Origin of the sequence: Thermoactinomyces sp. CICC 23799, from assembly GCF_016055145.1 — a bacterium.
Taxonomy (GTDB): domain Bacteria; phylum Bacillota; class Bacilli; order Thermoactinomycetales; family Thermoactinomycetaceae; genus Thermoactinomyces; species Thermoactinomyces intermedius.
Genome location: NZ_JAECVV010000004.1, coordinates 139,098 through 158,845, shown reverse-complemented (window position 1 = coordinate 158,845; position 19,748 = coordinate 139,098). Strand labels below are relative to the sequence as shown.

Annotated in this window: 16 protein-coding genes; 2 read left to right on the top strand and 14 right to left on the bottom strand. The window is 50.6% G+C overall.

Features of this window, described 5'->3' with window-relative positions:
- Window positions 1-15: 15 nt before the first annotated feature.
- From rsmB to I8U21_RS06850, 9 genes are all read right to left on the bottom strand, one after another.
- Complete coding sequence (gene rsmB / locus I8U21_RS06890; protein WP_181730791.1) at window positions 16-1,383, bottom strand: 16S rRNA (cytosine(967)-C(5))-methyltransferase RsmB; 1,368 nt, start codon at window positions 1,381-1,383, stop codon at window positions 16-18.
- Complete coding sequence (gene fmt / locus I8U21_RS06885; protein ID WP_198053640.1) at window positions 1,376-2,299, bottom strand: methionyl-tRNA formyltransferase; 924 nt, start codon at window positions 2,297-2,299, stop codon at window positions 1,376-1,378. The genes rsmB and fmt overlap by 8 nt, the downstream gene beginning before the upstream one ends.
- Window positions 2,300-2,319: 20 nt before the next feature.
- Window positions 2,320-2,790, bottom strand: a complete 471-nt coding sequence (gene def / locus I8U21_RS06880) for a peptide deformylase (RefSeq protein ID WP_198053566.1) — start codon at window positions 2,788-2,790, stop codon at window positions 2,320-2,322.
- 26 nt (window positions 2,791-2,816) lie between these two features.
- Window positions 2,817-5,264 (bottom strand): primosomal protein N', encoded by a 2,448-nt coding sequence (gene priA / locus I8U21_RS06875; protein ID WP_198053639.1) that lies wholly within the window; start codon window positions 5,262-5,264, stop codon window positions 2,817-2,819.
- A complete protein-coding gene (gene coaBC, locus I8U21_RS06870; RefSeq protein WP_181731204.1) occupies window positions 5,254-6,459 on the bottom strand; it encodes a bifunctional phosphopantothenoylcysteine decarboxylase/phosphopantothenate--cysteine ligase CoaBC in 1,206 nt (401 codons plus the stop codon). Before coaBC ends, priA begins: the two co-directional genes overlap by 11 nt.
- Before the next feature lie 198 nt (window positions 6,460-6,657).
- Window positions 6,658-6,852 carry a DNA-directed RNA polymerase subunit omega gene (gene rpoZ / locus I8U21_RS06865; protein WP_037994899.1) on the bottom strand — a complete coding sequence of 65 codons (195 nt, stop codon included), beginning with the start codon at window positions 6,850-6,852 and terminating at the stop codon, window positions 6,658-6,660.
- Between the two features lie 18 nt (window positions 6,853-6,870).
- Window positions 6,871-7,479, bottom strand: coding sequence for a guanylate kinase (gene gmk, locus I8U21_RS06860; RefSeq protein WP_181730794.1), 609 nt, complete (start codon window positions 7,477-7,479; stop codon window positions 6,871-6,873).
- 13 nt (window positions 7,480-7,492) lie between these two features.
- On the bottom strand, window positions 7,493-7,759 hold the full coding sequence (remA, locus tag I8U21_RS06855; protein ID WP_037994904.1) for an extracellular matrix/biofilm regulator RemA: 267 nt from the start codon (window positions 7,757-7,759) through the stop codon (window positions 7,493-7,495).
- A 114-nt stretch (window positions 7,760-7,873) separates the two neighbouring features.
- Window positions 7,874-8,767: a YicC/YloC family endoribonuclease gene (locus tag I8U21_RS06850; protein WP_181730795.1), complete on the bottom strand. Its 894-nt coding sequence runs from the start codon at window positions 8,765-8,767 to the stop codon at window positions 7,874-7,876.
- Between the two features lie 186 nt (window positions 8,768-8,953).
- Between I8U21_RS06850 and I8U21_RS06845 the strand changes: the two genes are divergently transcribed.
- On the top strand, window positions 8,954-10,594 hold the full coding sequence (locus I8U21_RS06845) for a putative polysaccharide biosynthesis protein (RefSeq protein ID WP_181730796.1): 1,641 nt from the start codon (window positions 8,954-8,956) through the stop codon (window positions 10,592-10,594).
- Between the two features lie 51 nt (window positions 10,595-10,645).
- Here the strand turns inward: I8U21_RS06845 and bcaP are convergent, their stop codons facing one another.
- The 3 genes from bcaP to I8U21_RS06830 form a co-directional block, all read right to left on the bottom strand.
- A complete protein-coding gene (bcaP, locus tag I8U21_RS06840) occupies window positions 10,646-12,043 on the bottom strand; it encodes a branched-chain amino acid transporter BcaP (protein ID WP_370527038.1) in 1,398 nt (465 codons plus the stop codon).
- 399 nt (window positions 12,044-12,442) lie between these two features.
- On the bottom strand, window positions 12,443-13,513 hold the full coding sequence (locus I8U21_RS06835) for a M42 family metallopeptidase (RefSeq protein ID WP_181730798.1): 1,071 nt from the start codon (window positions 13,511-13,513) through the stop codon (window positions 12,443-12,445).
- Window positions 13,514-13,766: 253 nt separating this feature from the next.
- Window positions 13,767-15,122, bottom strand: a complete 1,356-nt coding sequence (locus I8U21_RS06830; RefSeq protein ID WP_198053564.1) for a glucose-6-phosphate isomerase — start codon at window positions 15,120-15,122, stop codon at window positions 13,767-13,769.
- A gap of 218 nt (window positions 15,123-15,340) precedes the next feature.
- Between I8U21_RS06830 and I8U21_RS06825 the strand changes: the two genes are divergently transcribed.
- A complete protein-coding gene (locus I8U21_RS06825; RefSeq protein WP_181730800.1) occupies window positions 15,341-16,090 on the top strand; it encodes a DUF3153 domain-containing protein in 750 nt (249 codons plus the stop codon).
- On the opposite strand, the gene dapF is transcribed toward I8U21_RS06825, so the two are convergent.
- Both dapF and I8U21_RS06815 read right to left on the bottom strand, forming a co-directional pair.
- A complete protein-coding gene (gene dapF, locus I8U21_RS06820; RefSeq protein WP_181730801.1) occupies window positions 16,091-16,930 on the bottom strand; it encodes a diaminopimelate epimerase in 840 nt (279 codons plus the stop codon).
- A gap of 24 nt (window positions 16,931-16,954) precedes the next feature.
- On the bottom strand, window positions 16,955-19,705 hold the full coding sequence (locus tag I8U21_RS06815) for a calcium-translocating P-type ATPase, SERCA-type (protein ID WP_232337561.1): 2,751 nt from the start codon (window positions 19,703-19,705) through the stop codon (window positions 16,955-16,957).
- Window positions 19,706-19,748 lie beyond the last annotated feature (43 nt).

Genomic DNA, 19,748 nt, shown 5'->3' with positions numbered 1-19,748 from the left:
ATCGCCCTGAACCTTTCAATGTTTGATCATCCGTGAAATAAAAAAACCGTCACTCAGAAAATCGTGCGGCAGGATTTGAATCCAACCGTCCCCTGAACGAACCCGGCTTTTCACCGGATCCGGCAATTCTTCCTTCCAGGTGTTGTCACCGGAAAAATCCGGATGCCTTTTTAGAAAGGACTCCACCTGCTCCCGGTTTTCACGCGGTTCCCAAGTGCAGGTGCTGTACACAAGAACCCCGCCCGGTTTCAGCAGCGGGGCAGCCGCATCCAGCAACTCTTTTTGCAACTGTGCCAATGCCTCAATATTCTCCGCTTCTTTGCCCCATTTTAAATCCGGTTTGCGCCGGATCACCCCCAATCCGGAACAGGGGGCATCCAGCAAAACGGCATCAAACGAATGCGGTTGAAATGATCCGGGCAGGTTCCGCCCATCCAATTGGCGGACGGAAATGATATCTATTCCCAGTCGCGAAGCATTGGACCGGATCAGGGAAAGTTTGTGGTCATGGACATCACAGGCCACAATGTGTCCCTGATTCTTCATCAATTCCGCCAGATGCGTCGTTTTCCCCCCGGGAGCCGCGCAGACATCCAACACTTTCATGCCGGGGGCCGGTGCCAAAACACGCGCCACCAGCATCGAACTTTCATCTTGAATGGTGCAATACCCTTCCCGGAACCACGGGGTGAACGCCGGGTTTCCACCGCCTGAAATCGCCACGCCTTCCGGTGCGATCCCGGATGCCTCCGCCCGGCCGTTTCCGGTTGCATTCCACTCTTTGATGAAAACATCCCGATCCATCTTCAGCCGGTTCACCCGGACACTCACCCGGGGAGGATGATGATTGGAAAGCAATGCCGCTTTTGTCTCTTCCTCCCCGTATGCCTGTTCCATCCGTTCGATCATCCACCCGGGATGAGAATACGAAACCGCTTTTTCCGCCAGGGTTTGCGGATTTTTTTTCGGTGTCAGGCGGCGCCGGTTCCTTAAAAAAGAACGCAACACCCCGTTGACCAGTCCGCTGATGCCCCGGTGCCCCCTCTTTTTGCTGATTTGCACCGTTTCGTAAATCGCCGCCCGCTCCGGAATCTTATCCAGATAAAGCAATTGATAAATACCGAGCCTGAGCAGTTGGCGGACCCAGAGCTCCAAAGAGCCGACGCCTTTTTTCACCAACTGGTTCAATATCCAATCCAGTGTGTTTTTTCGTTGGATCGTTCCGTAAACCAGTTCGGTCACCAGGCGCTTGTCCTTTTCATTCAACGGGGACGCTTGCAGCACCTGATTCAAAAGCAAATTGCTGTATGCTTGTCTTTCTTCCCATTTCTCCAAAATGGAAAGAGCGGTTTCCCGGGCATTGCCCTCCCTTTGTTTAGTCACCGAACCGATCTCCTGCCTTCATCTGCCGGCCGTTGATAAATTGCTTGGCCGACATCGTTTTTTTTCCGGAAGGCTGTACTTCCGTCAATCGCAACATTCCGTTGCCGGTGGCCACCACAATGCCGTCGGCATCCAACCGGATCACCGTGCCGGGCTCGTCTTGCGTTTCTTCATTCACCACCGAAGCCTTCCAAATTTTAAACGGTTTTCCCTTCCACATGGTATAGGCAACCGGCCACGGGCACAAGCCGCGGATTTGACAATCCAGTTCCCGGGCGGAACGTTTCCAGTCGATTTTTTCATCTTCGCGGGTGATATTGGGGGCAAACGTCGCCTGCTCATCATCTTGCGGAACGGCCTGCACCGTGCCGTCGAGAATGGAAGGAAGAACTTCTTTTAATAATTCTGCGCCAAGATTTGCCAATTTATCATGCATGGTCCCCACATTATCCTCAGAAGTGATCGGAATCGCCCGTTGCAAGAGCATGTCTCCGGCATCCAACGCTTTGACCATGTACATGATCGTCACTCCGGTTTCCTTTTCCCCGTTGATGATGGCATGGTGGATCGGAGCGCCTCCCCGGTATTTGGGCAACAACGAGGCATGAACATTGATACATCCGTATTTGGGGGCTTCTAAAACAGGTTCCGGCAAAATTTGACCGTATGCCGCGGTCACAATCAAATCCGGCTGCAGTTCCAAAACCTGACGGATGCCTTCCCCCGATCTCAATTTTTGCGGCTGGAATACCGGCAGATCATGATTTAAGGCTTCCACCTTGACCGGGGGCGGCGTCAATACTTTTTTTCTTCCTTTGGGGCGATCCGGCTGGGTCACCACCCCGATCACTTCCACCTGCTCTTTCTCTTCCAGCAACACACGCAAAGAGGGCACGGCAAAATCCGGCGTGCCCATAAATAACACTCTGGCTTTGCTCAATCCAATTCCTCCTCCGGACGGAATACGCGGTCAGCAATATCGATAAACAATACACCGTTTAAATGATCCACTTCATGTTGCAAGGCCCGGGCCAAATAGCCTTCCGCTTCGAGTTCGAGCGGATTTCCGTCCCGGTCCTGCCCGGTGACTTTCACCCATTGTGCCCGCCGCACTTCCCCCAACAGGTTTGGAATGCTCAAGCACCCTTCCGGCGAGGCGAGTTGTTCCCCTTTCTTTTCGACGATTTCGGGATTGACGATTTCAATCAACCCTTCCCCGACATCAACCACAATCACTCTTTTTAATATCCCGACTTGCGGGGCCGCCAATCCGACACCTTTTGCATCATACATGGTTTCTGCCATGTCATCGAGCAGTTTGTGAAGCCGTGCGTTGAATTTCTGAACCGGACGGGCTTTTTTCTTCAAGACCGGATCCGGGTATTGAACAATGTTGCGAATCGCCATCATCAAGCTCCTTTCCTGTCTTTTCTTTATAAAGCAGTGACCGGAATCAATGATTCCATTCCATCCCGGTCCAAACTGATTTTCAGTTGGGGATCCTCCATCGAATAAAGCATTTCCCGTACCCGGTGTTTCAACCACCGGATGGATGGGCTGCCGGGCGGATATTTAATCAACATTTGCATGCGGTAACGGTCTTTGATCCGCGGAATGGGAGCCGGTACCGGTCCCAAAAGCTCACAGTCGGACGGAAAATCCTTTTTGAGGTGAAAAGCCAGCTCTTGCCCCGCACGCATCACTTTCACCCGGTCCGGATGACTGATCAAAAAAGAAAACAATCCGCAATAAGGAGGATAAAAATGTTTTTTGCGGACTTCCGCTTCCTGCCGGTAAAAACGTTCCGTCTCCCGGTTGACCGCCATCCGGATGCTGTAGTGATCGGCACTGTAGGTTTGGATCACCACTTTTCCCGGCTTCTCATGCCTTCCGGCCCGGCCGCTGACCTGGGTCAATAATTGAAAGGTGCGTTCCGCCGAGCGGAAATCGGGCAAATGAAGCATCGAATCTGCCGCAATGACTCCCACCAAGGTCACATCCGGAAAATCCAGCCCTTTGGCAATCATCTGGGTTCCAAGCAAAACATCCGCCTGCTTTCTCCCGAATTGACTCAAGAGCTGTTCGTGCGCCCCTTTGCGACTGGTGGTGTCCACATCCATCCGGATCACGCGGATGCCGGGAAAATGGCGGACCAATTCCTGCTCCACTTTTTGCGTTCCGACACCGAAATGACGGATATATTTGCTGCCGCATGACGGACAGACTTCCGGCACACGCTCCGCATATCCGCAATAATGGCAACGCACCGTCCGGTTGGTCTGGTGATAAGTCAACGAAATGTCACAATGGGGACACATCACCGATTCACCGCATTCCCGGCACATGAGAAAGGTGGAAAAGCCGCGCCGGTTTAAAAACAACACCGCCTGCTCATTTTGCTCCAGGCACCGGGTCAGTTCCTGACGCAAACATGCACTGAACATCGACCGGTTGCCGTCGGCCAGCTCCTTTCGCATATCCACCACTTTCATCTCCGGAAACGGGCGTCCGTGAACCCGTTCTTTTAACTCCACCCGGTGAAAACGCCCTTCACAAGCTTGTTTGTAACTCTCCAACGACGGCGTGGCCGAACCCAACACCAAAGTCGCCCCATGTTTTTGAATCCGCCACTCTGCAACATGCCGCGCGTGATATTTGGGATTTTCCTCTTGTTTATAGGAAGACTCATGTTCTTCATCAATAATGATCAATCCCAGCTGTTGAAACGGTGCGAAAATGGCGGACCGGGCACCGATGGCCACTTTCACTTCCCCGCGGCGGATTTTTCGCCATTCATCATACCGTTCGCCGCCGGACAGACGGCTGTGCAAAACCGCCACCTGATCTCCGAAGCGGCCTTTGAACCGTTCCACCATCTGCGGGGTGAGGGAAATCTCCGGAACCAGCACAATCGCTTCCCGCCCCCGCCGCAAAACTTCCGCAATCACCTGAAGATAAACTTCGGTTTTTCCACTTCCGGTCACCCCTTGCAACAAGATGGTACGGGGCTTTTGGTCATGGATGGATTCCATCATGGTATTATAAGCCTTCTGCTGCTCACCGGTTAAAGGAAGCGGCTGGGTTTTTTGAAATTGTTGATGCTGGTAAGGATCCCGGAATTCTTCCCGCTCCTCTTCCACTAATATTCCTTTTTGGACAAGGCTTTGCACCGTCGAACGGGATACTTGAAGCTCACTGAGCAACCGGGGAAGCGGAATCCCGCTTTCTTGATTCAGAAAATACCGGAGCACTTCCCGCTGGCGTGTTGCCCTTTTGCTCAATCCCTCCAAAGCTTGGTGCAGCACTCCCCTGCTTTTGGGAAACACCCAGGTCACCTTGTTCCGGGTCACCCGGTCCCCCACTCTTTCTTCCAGAATGATCCGCCCGCCGGCGGCAAGTTTCCGCAGACGGGAGGCACTCATGCCAAGTGATAACGCCTCATCCCAAGTGCACTCGCCTTTCTCTTTCAACCGGGTCAAAAAGGGTTCGCAATCAATCAGAGACAGATCGCCGGCCGGCTCGTCCGCAGGATCCGCATAGCGAACCACTTTTTGGTACTTCCCCTTCAAAACCGCCGGCACCATGGATTGCAAAGCGGTAATCGTGTGACACATATATTCTTCCGCCATCATGGCGGCCAGTTCAACCAGTTCGGGCGTAAGAGGCGGAATGAAATCCATCACCTCAATAATTGGTTTCACCCGCTTGGCTTCCGCCTTCTCTTTGATTTTCACAACATATCCGATCAGTTTGCGGTTCCCGAAAGGAACATGGACCCGGCTGCCCACACGGATGTCCGGTTCCAGCTCTTCCGGAATCAAATAATCAAACGGGCGGTCCAAGGCCTGAGCCGGCACATCCACGATCACTTCAGCAATCATTTGCAAACCAGTCCCCAACCAAGGTCATCAACTTCCGTGCCACCTCCAATTTACTCATCCGGGGCAGGGAAAAAACTTTTCCGTGCCGGTCATACACCGTGACAATATTGGTGTCGCTGCCAAATCCGGCTCCGGGCATGGTTACATTATTGGCCACAATGTAATCCATCCCTTTTCGTTTTAATTTGTCACTTGCATAAGCTTCCAGATTTTCGGTTTCGGCGGCAAATCCCACAAACAGTTGATGCGGTTTTTTGTGCGCTCCGACCCATTTGGCGATGTCTTCCGTTTTGACCAGGTTTAACGTCATCTCATCTTTGGTTTTTTTCATTTTTTGTTCCATGAATTCTTTGGGGCGGTAATCCGAAACGGCGGCCGCCTTGAAAATCACATCCACCTCCGGCAAGTGCTTCCGGACAGCTTCTTTCATTTCGCTCGTTCGCCGGACATCCACCCGTTGGACCCCGGGAGGCGTTTTCAAGGAGACAGGGCCGGTGACCAAAATCACTTCCGCTCCTGCCTCACGGGCCGCTTCCGCCAAGGCGAATCCCATTTTTCCCGAAGAATGGTTGGAGATATAGCGGACCGGATCAATCGGTTCCAATGTGGGGCCGGCCGTAATCAAAACCTTTTTTCCCGCCAAAAGTCGGCGGTTGGAGAAAAAGTGCTCCACCCACTCCACAATTTGTTCCGGTTCCGCCATGCGCCCTTTACCGACGTAACCGCATGCCAGTTGTCCTTCACCCGGTTCAATGAACGAAAAGCCCCTTTTTCTCAGGATCGCGATATTTTCTTGCACTGCTTGGTTTTCATACATATTGACGTTCATCGCCGGTGCCAAAACAACGGGCGCCCGGGTCGCAAGTAATGTGGTGGACAACATGTCATCGGCCAACCCGTGAGCCAGCTTGGCAATGATATTGGCCGTGGCCGGGGCAATCACAAACAAATCGGCATGATCCGCCAGATCAATATGATTCACCACTTCCGGCCGGTGCTCGTCAAACATGTCCACCGTTACATGGTTCCGCGATAACACCTGCAGGGTGAGAGGAGTGATAAACTTTGTCGCTGACCCGGTCATGATGACACGGACATCCGCTCCGCGCTGGGTCAACTGACTTGCCACTGTCGCCGCTTTGTAAGCTGCAATGCCTCCGGTGATGCCCAATCCAATTCGTTTTCCCTTCACGATGATGTTTCCTCCCCTCTTCGATCCGTTCGCAATCGGGGCCAAACGCCGGGCACCGCGTGACACGGTGCACCGGATCCAAACGCACTGTTTTGCCCTCTGTCACCACCACAGGCTCCCGTCCACAACCGCTGTAAATGAATCCGAACTGAAGGATGAGTGCCACATAGAAAAATAACAACCTGTACAGGTTGTTATTTTTCATTCGCGTGATGTCGGGACGAGAATATCCGCTGCAATCTCTTCCAAAGCCATTCCCACATATTTTTGGGATTTGGGCTCCAATTGCGTGCTTTCACCTTCCAACAGGCTCCGGGCCCGTTTGGCCGCCAACACCACCAAAGAATATTTGCTGTCCGCTTTTTGCATCAATAAATCGATTGATGGATATAACATGATCAAACCCTCCATCCACTACGCATCTTCACTGATTTTCAACCGGTCCGTCCGGCAATGTTCCGCCATCACAATGGCGCGGATTCGTTCGCAAGCTTTGTCCACTTCATCGTTGATGACGACATAATCGTATTGATCGATTTGTTTCAATTCATCGCTTGCCGCTTCAAGCCGGAGGTTCAACACCGATTCGCTTTCGGTTCCCCGGTGGATGATCCGTTGGCGCAACTCTTCAAACGAAGGGGGAACCAAAAAGATAAAAATGCCTTGCGGATATTTTTCCTTCACCTGCATGGCGCCTTGCACTTCAATTTCCAAAACGACATCCTGACCTTTTGCCAGCATCTCCTCCACGAAACGCCGGGGCGTGCCATAATAGTTTCCCACATATTGCGCCCATTCAATCAGCTCATCTTCTTCGATCATTTTTTCAAACTCTTGGACGGACTTGAAAAAATAGTTGACTCCATCCACTTCGCCTTCACGGGGGGAACGGGTGGTTGCGGAAATCGAATACGTCAGTTCGGGCATCATTTCGCGCAATGCTTTGCAAACCGTTCCTTTCCCGACACCGGAAGGTCCGGAAATCACAACCAAAAGCCCTTCATTGACATAATTTGCTTTCATCTCAAAGCCCTTCCTACTCCACAATTTCTTCATGTTGCTCTTTGTTTGCCAAACGGTGAGCCACCGTTTCCGGCTGAACCGCGGATAAAATGACATGGTCGCTGTCCGTGATGATGACCGCCCGGGTCCGGCGTCCGTATGTTGCATCAATCAGGACTCCGCGTTCCCTCGCTTCCTGAATGATCCGTTTGATCGGTGCCGAATCCGGACTGACAATCGAGACAATACGGTTGGCAGATACAATATTTCCAAATCCAATGTTGATTAATTTAATACCCAAATCAAAGTGCCTCCTCACCCATGGTCAATATTCGTTGAGAAAGAGCCTGAATTTCTGAAACCATTGATTACCTACTACGCTATTTTAGACCGTTTCCCCTTAATAATCAATGTATTACTCAATATTTTGCACCTGTTCTTTCATTTTTTCCAGTTCACTTTTGCATTCAACGACATACTTGCTGATCGCCTTTAAGTTGGCTTTGGAGCCGACGGTGTTGACTTCCCGGTTCATTTCCTGGATCAAAAAATCCAGTTTCCTCCCGATCGGCTCTTCGATTTCCAGCGTGTGCCGGAATTGGTCAAGATGGCTTTTCAAGCGGGTCAACTCTTCGGTGATATCCGCTTTTTCCGCCCAAATTGCCGCTTCTGTCAAGATCCGGTCGGGATCGATGTCGGAATGTCCCAGCCATTCCTCAAGCCGCTTCCGCAATTTGGTTCCGACATGCCGGCTCACCTCCGGAGCGAGTTTTTCCATTTCCCCCACATATTCATCCAGGCGGTCCACTCTCTTCATCAGATCCCGGCTCAAATGGATGCCTTCTTGTCTCCGCATTTTTTTCAAAGACGTCAAAGCCATCTCCACCGAAGCCAATACGGACTCTTCATACTCCTCCACCGACGGCTTCACTTCCTCAATCAGCCACAGCTCCGGCTTGTTGATCAAATCCGCCATGGTCAATCCGGGAGCGATCCCCCATTTTTCTTTTAAAGTTTTGCCGGCAGAAATAAAACTCTCCAACAGGTTCCAATCCACTTCCGCTTTTCGTTCGGGGGGCTTCATCCCTTCGATGGTGACAAAAATATCCGCTCTGCCTCTGCGGATCGCTTGCTGGACTTTTTTCCGGATCAGATCTTCCAGCACCATCCACCCGTTTGGCATGCGGATCACCATATCGAGGAAACGATGGTTCATCGTGCGAATCTCGGTGACAATCCGGACTCCGTCCCTTTCGATTTCGCCGCGTCCATATCCCGTCATACTGACTGCATTCGTTATCGTACCCATCTATCCAGCCCTCTCCATCTCATTGTTCATCTTAATGATAATGAACTTGCCACGGTGAAATCAAACGGAGGATGGGCGCAGAATTTCATTTTATTTTACGATTCTTGCCCAATCAATTGTATGCTTCCGGACGGATTCCTGATAGAATAAATCCATATAAATTTTAAAATTAAAGGAAGAAGGAAAATGGCAAATAAACTCGTCAAAGGAACCGTCATATTAAGCATTGCAACGTTGTTCACCAAAATTATCGGTGCTTTGTTCTGGGCCCCGTTTCAAAACATTGCCGGGGACGAAACCGTTGGTCTTTATCGCATATCCTTCCCATTTTACACGATCTTGCTCATGATCGCCTCCGCCGGAATCCCGATCACCGTTTCCAAATTTGTCGCGGAACGGCTGGCCAAAGGGGATCATCCGGGTGCCCGGCGGGTTCTTAAAGCGGCTTCCATCATTTTGAGCCTGACCGGATTGGTCGCCTTTTGCATTTTATTCTTCGGAGCCCGATTCATATCCCATGTGCTGCTTGACAACCCGCCGACCGAATCTTCCTTGAAAGTTTTGGCCCTGGCCATTTTGATTGTTCCGGTGATGGCGGTTTACCGCGGATATTTCCAAGGACACCAACAAATGATGCCGACCGGCATTTCACAGGTTGTGGAACAAATCATTCGCGTGGGTGTGGTAATCGGCCTTACATACTGGATGGTGGAAGCGCAATTTTCGCAGGAACTGGTCGCCGCCGGAGCCACTTCCGGAGCTTTTGCCGGGGCGCTGGGCGGACTGGCCGTCGTGCTCTGGTATAACTTCCGGGATGTAAAAAAACTCAAAAAGGAACCCGTCACCACGGTGTCAGACACCCAACCGAAAGAGCCCTTGGGCCGGTTGGCCAAACAAATCGTGCTTTATGCTTTGCCGATCTCACTCGGCTCGCTGGTCCTGCCGTTGATCGGTTTGATTGATTCCTTCACGGTCCCGAGGTTACTGATGAATATGGGATATTCGGAAAGCATGTCCAACACCCTGTTCGGGATTTACGGACGCGGGGAACCTTTTGTCAATGTGATTTCGACCTTTTCCTCTTCATTGACGTTGGCGCTCATTCCCACCATCTCCGCTCATATTGCCAAACAGGAGATGAAAGCGGTTGAGCACAAAGTCAAACAAGCCTGGTTGATGACCTTGATTGTCAGCTTGCCGTCCGTCATCAGCCTCGTCATTTTGGCCCGGCCGTTAAATATCATGATGTATCAAAACGACAGTGGAACCTTGACCTTGTCCGTTCTGGCTTTCTCCTCCATTTTCAGCACCCTGGCGGTCACCAGTTCCGGCATCCTTCAGGGAATGGGATACAACAAATTGCCGGTTCGCCATCTGATGATCGGAGCGGTTTGCAAAATGGCCGGAAATTTCGTCTTCGTGCCGTGGTTTGGCATTACCGGCTCCGCCGTCTCCATGGTTTTGGCCTATATCGTCGTCTGCTTTTTAAACACTTGGATGGTGGTCAAAAAAACCGGCATTCAAGTCGATGTCACGCGTCAGTTTGTCAAACCGGCCCTGTGCAGCGGATTGATGGGGATCTTTTTAATCGGCTTGTATACCTTGACAACCGAATGGATTGATCCATTGCACATTTCGCGCATATCCAACGCCTTGCTGAGCGTTGTTTTGGGGATTTTGGGCATTCTCATCTACGGCATTTTCTTATTGATGACGCGAACCATCGGCGAAAATGAAATCCGCCTTCTCCCCAAAGGCCATCTGATTTTGTCCTTCCTGAAAAAAACCGGGCTGTTGAGACCGGAAAAACCGGGGATCACTGCATAAAAAATACAAAAAGGCATCTTCGCAAACCGAAGATGCCTTTTTTATTTTGGTTTATTGTTGATTTAGCAAAGAATGCTTCCGGGAATAGGTGAAGTAAATGATAAGTCCGATGACAAACCAGACGGCAAAGGCAATCCAGGTAAAGACCGCCAGATTGGAAATCAAGAACAAACAGGCAAAAATGGCAATGGCCGGAATCACCGGAACTCCCGGGCAACGGAACGGGCGCGGCAAATCGGGCTGGGTATAGCGCAGGATAATCACGCCGAGCGAAACGACCGTAAATGCAAAGAGCGTTCCGATGTTCACCAGTTCCGCCAATTTATCCAGAGGCAGAAGCGCTCCGACAAAAGCCGCAATGGTTCCGATAATCCAAGTGCTGGTGTACGGTGTTTTATATTTGGGATGAACCCAGGAAAACGCTTTTGGCAACAAACCGTCCCGGGACATGGAGAAGAAAATCCGGGTTTGCCCGTAAAGCATCACCAAAATCACGGTGGTCATCCCCATGATGGCCCCCAGATCGATCACACCGGCAAACCAATCTTGCTCCGCTTTCTGCAAGGCCAGCGAAATCGGATGGGAAAGGTCTTTGGCAAACTCCTGATACGGAACGATCCCCGTCATCACCAGCGTGACAATCACATACAGCAAGGCGCAAATCCCAAGCGAGGTCAACAAACCGATCGGCAAATCCCGTTTGGGATTCCGTGTTTCTTCTGCAGCTGCAGCCACCGCATCAAACCCGATAAAAGCAAAGAAGACCAGAGCGGCTGCGGAAAAAATCCCATCAAATCCAAACGGGGCAAACGGCTCCCAGTTGGACGGCTTCACATAAAATGCCCCCACGATGATAAAGAGCAAAACCACGGCCACTTTAATGATCACCATGATATTATTGGCCCTTTTAGACTCCGTGATTCCGCGCGAGAGCAAAAACGTAATGATCATGACAATCAAAAATGCCGGCAAATTAAAATAGGTCGTGACTCCTTCCACCGCTCCGGGTGCCGCGGTCAGTGCATCCGGAAAATGAATGCCAAAACCACCCAGCAAGGATTGAAAATAACCAGACCAACCCACCGAAACCGAACTGACTGCAAACAAATATTCCAAGACCAAATCCCAACCGATAATCCATGCGATAATTTCTCCCAAGGTTGCATAGCTGTACGTATAAGCAGATCCTGAAACCGGAGCCATCGATGCGAATTCAGCATAAGCCAGTGCCGAAAACGCACAGGCGATGGCGGCAATGACAAAAGAAACGGCAAGGGCCGGACCCGCTTTGAGTGCACCGGCCCCCGTCAGCACGAAGATGCCTGTGCCGATGACCGCCCCGATCCCAAGCATGGTTAAATCAAAGGCCCCTAAATCCCGCTTTAATTTTCCTCCTTTTTGTGACTCTGCAAGTGCATTGGAAATATCTTTTTTTCGGAATAAATTCACCTGTCTCTCCTCCTGTATATAGGGCATCCATTTCGATCAAATCAATCAGTCGTCACAGCTTTTCTCATTTTGTCCCGAAATCCGTCAACCATCACAAAAACGTCATTGTTTTTTTATTTGAATATTTCAAAATACACTGGTGAAATAAAAATAAGCCACCCCTTTCGTTGCTCGACTTTATCCATTTTTCCAACAATTCATCCTTTTTGGAACAAAAACCTTAATATGATTTCAAATAAAACTATTTATATATTAATTAATTTACTTGTTATTTTCAACTAATAAAAAATATTTTTGGTATAACTTGGAGGAATTGGCTTCCCAAACGGGATTCGTTTTGTAAGCGGATTCAGCGGGGTTTGGCCGGATGAACGGCATCCGGCCAAGTTCCACCGGTAATTATATCCAGCTGTCCAGCGTATTCTGGTCCAATTTTTTGATGACGGCCGTCAACAACCGGGCAGCCTGCTCAAAATCATGCCTGGACATCAATGAATTATGACTGTGCACGTACCGGGTGGGAAACCCGATCACCACCGTCGGGCATCCAATTCCGTGCAAATGGAATTTTGCCCCGTCGGTCCCGCCGCCCATCAAGGCATCCACCTGCAATGGAATCTCCAGCTCTTCAGCGGTATCCATCACCAGATTTCGCAAACCGGTATGCGGGATCATGGTATAATCCAAGATAAACATCAACGGGCCTTCCCCCATCGCCGCTTCCCCGGGATGTCCTTCAAAGCCCGGTATGTCGTAGGCCATCCCGACATCCAACGCAAAGGCAATGTCGGGTTTCACCAATTCCGCGAGCGTTCCCGCTCCCCGCACGCCGACCTCTTCCTGCACGGTGGCTCCGCCGTAGACAACATTGGGATGCTCCTCATCTTTCAATTGCCGCAACACCTCAAGGACCAAAGCACAACCCGCTCGATTATCCAGCGCTTTTCCTCCCCAAATCTTTCCGTCTTGCATGGTGAAAAAATCGGATACCGGAACCACGCTGTCTCCCGGACGAATCCCCATTTCTTCCACTTCCGCCCGGCTTTTCGCACCGATATCAATGAACATATCCTTGATGTCCATGACTTTTTTCCGTTCTTCCACTTTTAAGGCGTGAGGCGGTTTGGAGCCGATCACTCCCAAGTATTCGCCTTTGCGGGATTGGACCACCACCCGGTGGGATAACATATTGTGCGCCCACCAACCGCCCAATGGTTGAAACTTTAAAAAGCCTTTCTCGGTAATGTATGTAACCATGAAACCGATTTCATCAAGATGCCCGGCAAGCAAGATTTTGGGCCCGTCGGGATCTCCCGTTTTTTTTCCGGCCAATCCCCCGAGACGATCAGTCAGGATCTCCTCCGACAACGGTTCCAAATGTTTTTGGAACACTTGCCTGACTCCTCGTTCATTTCCTGGAACCCCTTTGGCATTGACCAGTTCCTCCATCAAATTTTGCAAAGCATCCATAATTCTGTCCCCCTGCCTTTACAGCTTCTGTAATGAATCGATAAAAATGACTTATTTTTTCATTATCACATAAAATTTATAATATATGCAATAACGAAGCGATTCGCTCCGGACGCCTGCAAACGGATTTGTCCATCAACTTCCGGATGGTTCTCCATCCCGCTCGTGTTTTCAGGCTTTAAAAACTGCAAATAAAAAAAATCCGGCTCATCGGAAGGATGAAACCGGATGGATCCAACCAAAAGGCAAAGTTTCAGAAATTCAACCGTTTGAGTAATGCTTCTTTTTCTTTTTCGAACCCTGGTTTTCCGAGCAAGGCAAACATGTTCTTTTTGTAAGCTTCCACCCCGGGTTGGTCAAACGGATTGACTCCTGACAAATATCCGCTGATTCCACAAGCTTTTTCAAAGAAATACACCAGTTGCCCGAAGGCATACGGACTGTGCTCGCTCACGGAGACCACCAGGTTGGGCACTTGGCCGTCCGAATGGGCCAGCATGGTTCCTTCAAAAGCTTTGCGATTGACAAAATCCAGTTCTTTTCCCGCCAGGTAGTTGAGCCCGTCCAAGTCACCGGCATCTTCCGGAAGGGTGACGGATTTGCGGGATTTTTCCACAAACACCACAGTTTCGAAAATGTTGCGCAAACCTTCCTGAATGTATTGTCCCATGGAATGAAGATCAGTGGTGAAATTGACCGATGCCGGGAAAATCCCTTTTTGGTCTTTTCCTTCACTCTCCCCGTAGAGCTGTTTCCACCACTCACTGAAATATTGCAAGGACGGATCATAGTTGACAAGAATCTCCGTGGTTTTTCCTTTGCGGTACAACGCATTTCGCACCAAAGCATATTGGTAGCTCTCGTTTTCCGCCAACTCCGGATTCCCGTACCGCTTCATCCCGGCCCGGGCTCCCGCCATCATTTCATCAATATCGATTCCGGCCGTGGCAATCGGCAAAAGGCCGACAGCGGTCAACACCGAGTAACGTCCGCCCACATCGTCGGGAATGACAAACGTTTCATATCCTTCTTCATCGGCCAGTTTTTTCAAAGCGCCTTTTTTCCGGTCGGTGGTGGCATAAATCCGGCGACGGGCTTCTTCTTTTCCGTAGCGTTTTTCCATGTATTCGCGGAAAATCCGGAAAGCAATGGCCGGTTCCGTCGTGGTTCCGGATTTGGAAATCACATTGACACTGACTTCTTTTCCTTCCAGCAACTCCAACAGATCCGCCACATATGTGGAAGCAATGTGATGGCCCACAAAATAGATTTCCGGTACTTTTCGCTCGGATTTCGCCAATTGGTTATGAAACGTGTGGGTCAGCATTTCAATCGCCGCGCGCGCTCCCAAGTAGGAACCGCCGATCCCGATCACCACCAGGGCGTCCGAGTCCGATTGAATTTTTTGAGCCGCCTTTTTAATCCGCTCACACTCATCGCGGTCATATTTTTCCGGCAGTTCCAGCCAACCGAGAAAATCAGATCCGGCCCCGGTCCCCGTATGTAACAATTCGTGCGCCATTTTGACCGCCGGAGCCATCTGATGGATTTCCCGCTCGCTGAAAAAAGCGTTGGCTTTGGTGTAATCAAACGTAATCACGTTTTTCATGTTTTTTCACCCTCATTCTCCGATTCCTGGTATTACGGTTTTTCCATGAACAAACCAATCTTCATTTTAATGGAACCGATCAGTCATTTCAAAAAACAATCCATGAGCATGTTCGAACGAAAGCGTTCCCATTTCTACCTTTCCCCGATTTGTTCCGGTTCATTTGAAGCAAATGATGATTCCGTGTATAATCCTGAAAAAAGTCAAAGGGGATTTATATGCACAGACGAAATCATCGGATTTTGACACTGATCTGTCTGTCTTTTTTTCTGTTATTCACCACCGGATGTGTCCAAGCCGACATTCATGTGGACATCCATCGCGACGGATCCGGAACCTACCAAGTGAAAGTTCTCACCAATGATTTGATCTTGCCCAATCTGGGCAACGTAAAAGCCCGGCTGAAGCAACAAGGATTTCAGCTGCGGGAGATTTCAGAAGGATCCCAGAAAGGCTTTGTGGCCGAAAAAAAGGTCCGAAGCGTGATCAAGGAACCGCCCGGAAAAACCTTTGAATCGCTTAAACCGACCGGTTCTGCACCGGCAACGGGGCCAAAAAAGGACGGCGGTTTAAACGTGGAACATCAATTTTTCACCTCCAGGATCATTTATCAAGATGTGATCAACTTATCGGAGGAAATGCCCCGGCAAGACCTGGCCGAATGGATTCTGAAACAAATGAATTTCCGGTTCCATCTCACCACCCCGCTTCAAGCGGAAGAACATAACGCAACCTCCGTGGAACAAGGTGGAAAAACATTGACATGGAAGATTGATCCAACCAAGCCCAATCCGGTTTATGTCGTTTATGTGATTCCCAACCCTTACACTTGGAGTGTTATTTTGCTCCTTGCCGTCATCGGTTTGGCTGCCGGAATCATTTGGGGGATCCGCGTGCGCCGGCGCAAAAAAAGAACGGGAGATTCCACCGAACCTCCCGTTTCCTTCCGCTGGGACTCCCGCAAGTAATCAGCCACGGGTATGGCGATGGTCCAGCCATACCCCTTCATAAACAAATTCAGCGGGCCCCGTCATATAAACATGTTGATCTTGTTCATCCCATTCGATGAGCAATTCGCCCCCCAGAAGCTTCACCCGGGCTTTCCGATCAAGGCGGCCGGCAAGCACCCCGGCCACGACCGTCGCACAAGCGCCGGAACCGCAAGCCATGGTTTGTCCGACGCCCCGCTCCCAAACCCGCATCCATGCCTCTTGCGGCGAATGGAATGTGACAAATTCGATGTTTGCTTTTTGCGGGAACAGATCATGTTTTTCCAGAACGGGTCCCCACTTTTCGACCGGAAACTTGTCTAAATCCCCCACTTCAATCACCGCATGAGGATTTCCCATGGACACGGCCGTAAACCGAAACGAACCCCCGTTCGCTTCGATCGTTTGGTTCACCGCTTGTTCCCCGCTCAACCGGACGGGAATCTCCGCTGGTGTCAAAACGGGTTTGCCCATATCCACCCTCACGTTTTTCCCGTCCGTCCAAACCGGTTGCACCCCCACTTTGGTTTCGATCGTAAACGTATTTTTCCGGCTTGAAATCTTTTCATAATAGTACTTGGCCACACAGCGCATGGCATTGCCGCATTGTTCCGCCATTGATCCGTCCGAATTAAAGATCCGCATGGAAAAATCCGCCTGTTCGGACGGGTACATCACCACCAGGCCGTCCGCACCGGCTCCCTTGTGGCGGTCACACATCTTCCGTGCCAACGCCGAACATTCCTCAAAAGACGGCTTTTGCGTCTGGTGGATGAGAATAAAGTCGTTTCCAAGTCCGTGCATTTTTGTGAACTTCATGATGTCGTTTTTTTCTCCTTCCCCTCATCGCTGTACGACGGTTTTCACCGGTCTGCGGAAAAAAAACGTGCGCAGGACATCGAACAATCCGGCCAGAATGACGGGCATCGTGGAAGTCACCGTCACAAGGATCCATTCCCTGAGACCGAGCGGAACCGTGTGGAAGACCGGCCCGAGCGGCGGATAATAAATCACACCCAGCAAGAGAACAACCGACGACAACACCGCCAACACCAACATGGGATTATCCAGCGGCGTGCGTTGGAAAATCGTTCCTTGCGAACGGCAATCAAACACATAAATCAACTGGGAAAGGACCAGCGTGGCAAAGGCAACCGTTTGTGCCCGCACCAGATTTTCCGGTGTTTCGATATAAGAAATCCAAAAAGCAGCCAAAGAACAAACCCCGATAAACAGACCACGGGTCACAATTTTCCATCCGACGCCGCGGGCAAAAATGCTTTCCCGGCTGTCGCGCGGCGGCCGCTGCATCGCATTTTCCTCCGCCGGATCCACACCGAGGGCCATGGCCGGCAATCCGTCCGTCACCAGATTCACCCATAAGATCTGGATCGGTACAAGCGGCAAAGGCAAACTTGCCAACATCGCCAAAAACATGATCAAAATCTCCCCGACATTGCTTGCCAACAAATAACTGATGAATTTCCGGATATTTTCATAAATATTCCGGCCCTCTTCCACAGCTGCAACGATGGTGGCAAAATTGTCATCGGCCAGGATGAGCGAAGAGGCTTCCTTGGACACATCCGTCCCCATGCCACCCATGGCAATCCCGATATCTGCCGCTTTAATCGCCGGGGCATCATTCACTCCGTCGCCCGTCATCGCGACAACATGTCCTTTTTTCTGCAATGCTTTGACAATCCGCAGTTTATGTTCGGGCGAGACGCGTGCATACACATCCACATCATTGACAATCCGGATAAACTCTTCATCCTTCATATTGTAAAGATCTTGTCCGGTCAGTGTCAAACCGCCGGGCCGCTTGATCTTCAGCTCGGAGGCGATGGCTTCGGCCGTCGCCTGATGATCCCCGGTAATCATGACCGTCTTGATCCCGGCCTGCCGGCTCTGCTGGATGGCTTCTTTCACGCCGGGACGGGGCGGATCCATCATGCCCGTCAGGCCGACAAAAATCAAGCGCTGTTCCATTTGCCAATCCTTTAAGTCCGTATTTACCGGTTTCGGTTTGATTTCCCGGTAGGCAAAGGCGAGATTCCGCAAAGCTTTGGCTGCCAATTGCTCATTCATTTGCATGATTTTTTTGCGCTTGGTTTCCGTCAAAGGCACCACTTTCCCATCCACCAGAAGATGGGTGCATTTATTCAACAGGACATCCGGCGCCCCTTTGGAAAAAAGAAAATGTTTTCCTGCCTGTTTCACCCATACCGACATCATTTTGCGCTCGGAATCAAAAGGATATTCTTTCACCCGTTCCCACGTTTTGTCCAAATGATTCCGGTCCAATCCCGCTTTTTTCGCAACAACCAGCAGCGCTCCTTCCGTGGGATCGCCGTCCAATTCCCATTGGTTCTTTTTGTTTAATAACCCTTTTTTGCTTTTTTGGATAAAAGCCGCATTATTGCATAAGGCCGCAATCTCCATCAGCCTTTTCAAGGAATCCCACTTTTGGACATTCACTTTTGTCTTTTCCAACAAAATGTCTCCCTCGGGGTCATACCCGTTCCCGGTCACTTGAAACAGCACCTGGTCCGCCCAAATGTGGGTCACCATCATTTTGTTTTGCGTCAATGTTCCGGTTTTATCCGAGCAAATCACCGTTGCACAGCCCAGGGTTTCCACCGACGGGAGTTTGCGGACGATGGCCTGCCGTTTGATCATCCGTTGTACCCCCAGGGCCAACGCGATCGTCACAATTGCCGGTAACCCTTCGGGAATGGCGGCAACCGCCAAAGAAACCCCGGCAAGGAACATCTGATACACATCATGCCCGTGAATGATTCCGGTCACGACCACCATCGCGGTCAAAATCAGGGACACAACAATCAACACTTTCCCCAGTTGTTCCAACCGGCGCTTCAACGGAGTGTCCGCCCCTTCGGCCGTTTCGATTAAATGGGCGATTCTTCCCATCTCCGTGGCCATTCCCGTGGAAACGACAATGCCTGTTCCACTTCCCCGCACGGCCATGGTCCCCATGTATCCCATGTTTTTCCTGTCGCCGATGGCCACATCCTGCCGCAAGAGCGCTTCGCTTTGTTTTTTGACCGGAACCGATTCCCCGGTCAGGGCTGATTCTTCAACGTATAAGCTTTCCGTATGGATCCAGCGCACATCAGCCGGGATCCGGTCCCCGCTTTCCACCGACACGATATCCCCGGGAACCAGCCGGGAAGCTTCGATTTTTTTCCACTCCCCGTCGCGTTTGACTTTGGCAGCCGGCGCCGATAATTTTTTCAATGCCTGCAGGGACTTTTCCGCACGCATCTCCTGAAAAAATCCCAGTCCCGCGTTTAGGATGATAATCGCAATGATGGCGACGGCATCGGTGTATTCGCCCAGCAATCCCGAAATCAACGTCGCCGCCAACAAAACCAAAACCATGAAATCTTTGAATTGATCAATAAACAAAGCGAAAAGGGAAGATTTTTCCCCTTCCGACAACTGATTAGGTCCGGTCTGCTTGAGTCGTTCTTGCGCCTCTTTTTCACGGAGTCCAACGGATGGATTCACCTGAAAGTGAGAAGCAACTTCCTCTGTCTCCCAGTCAATCCAACGTCCTTGCTCTGCCAAGATTCTTCCTCCTTTTTCCGGAACGATTACTTTCAATGTATTC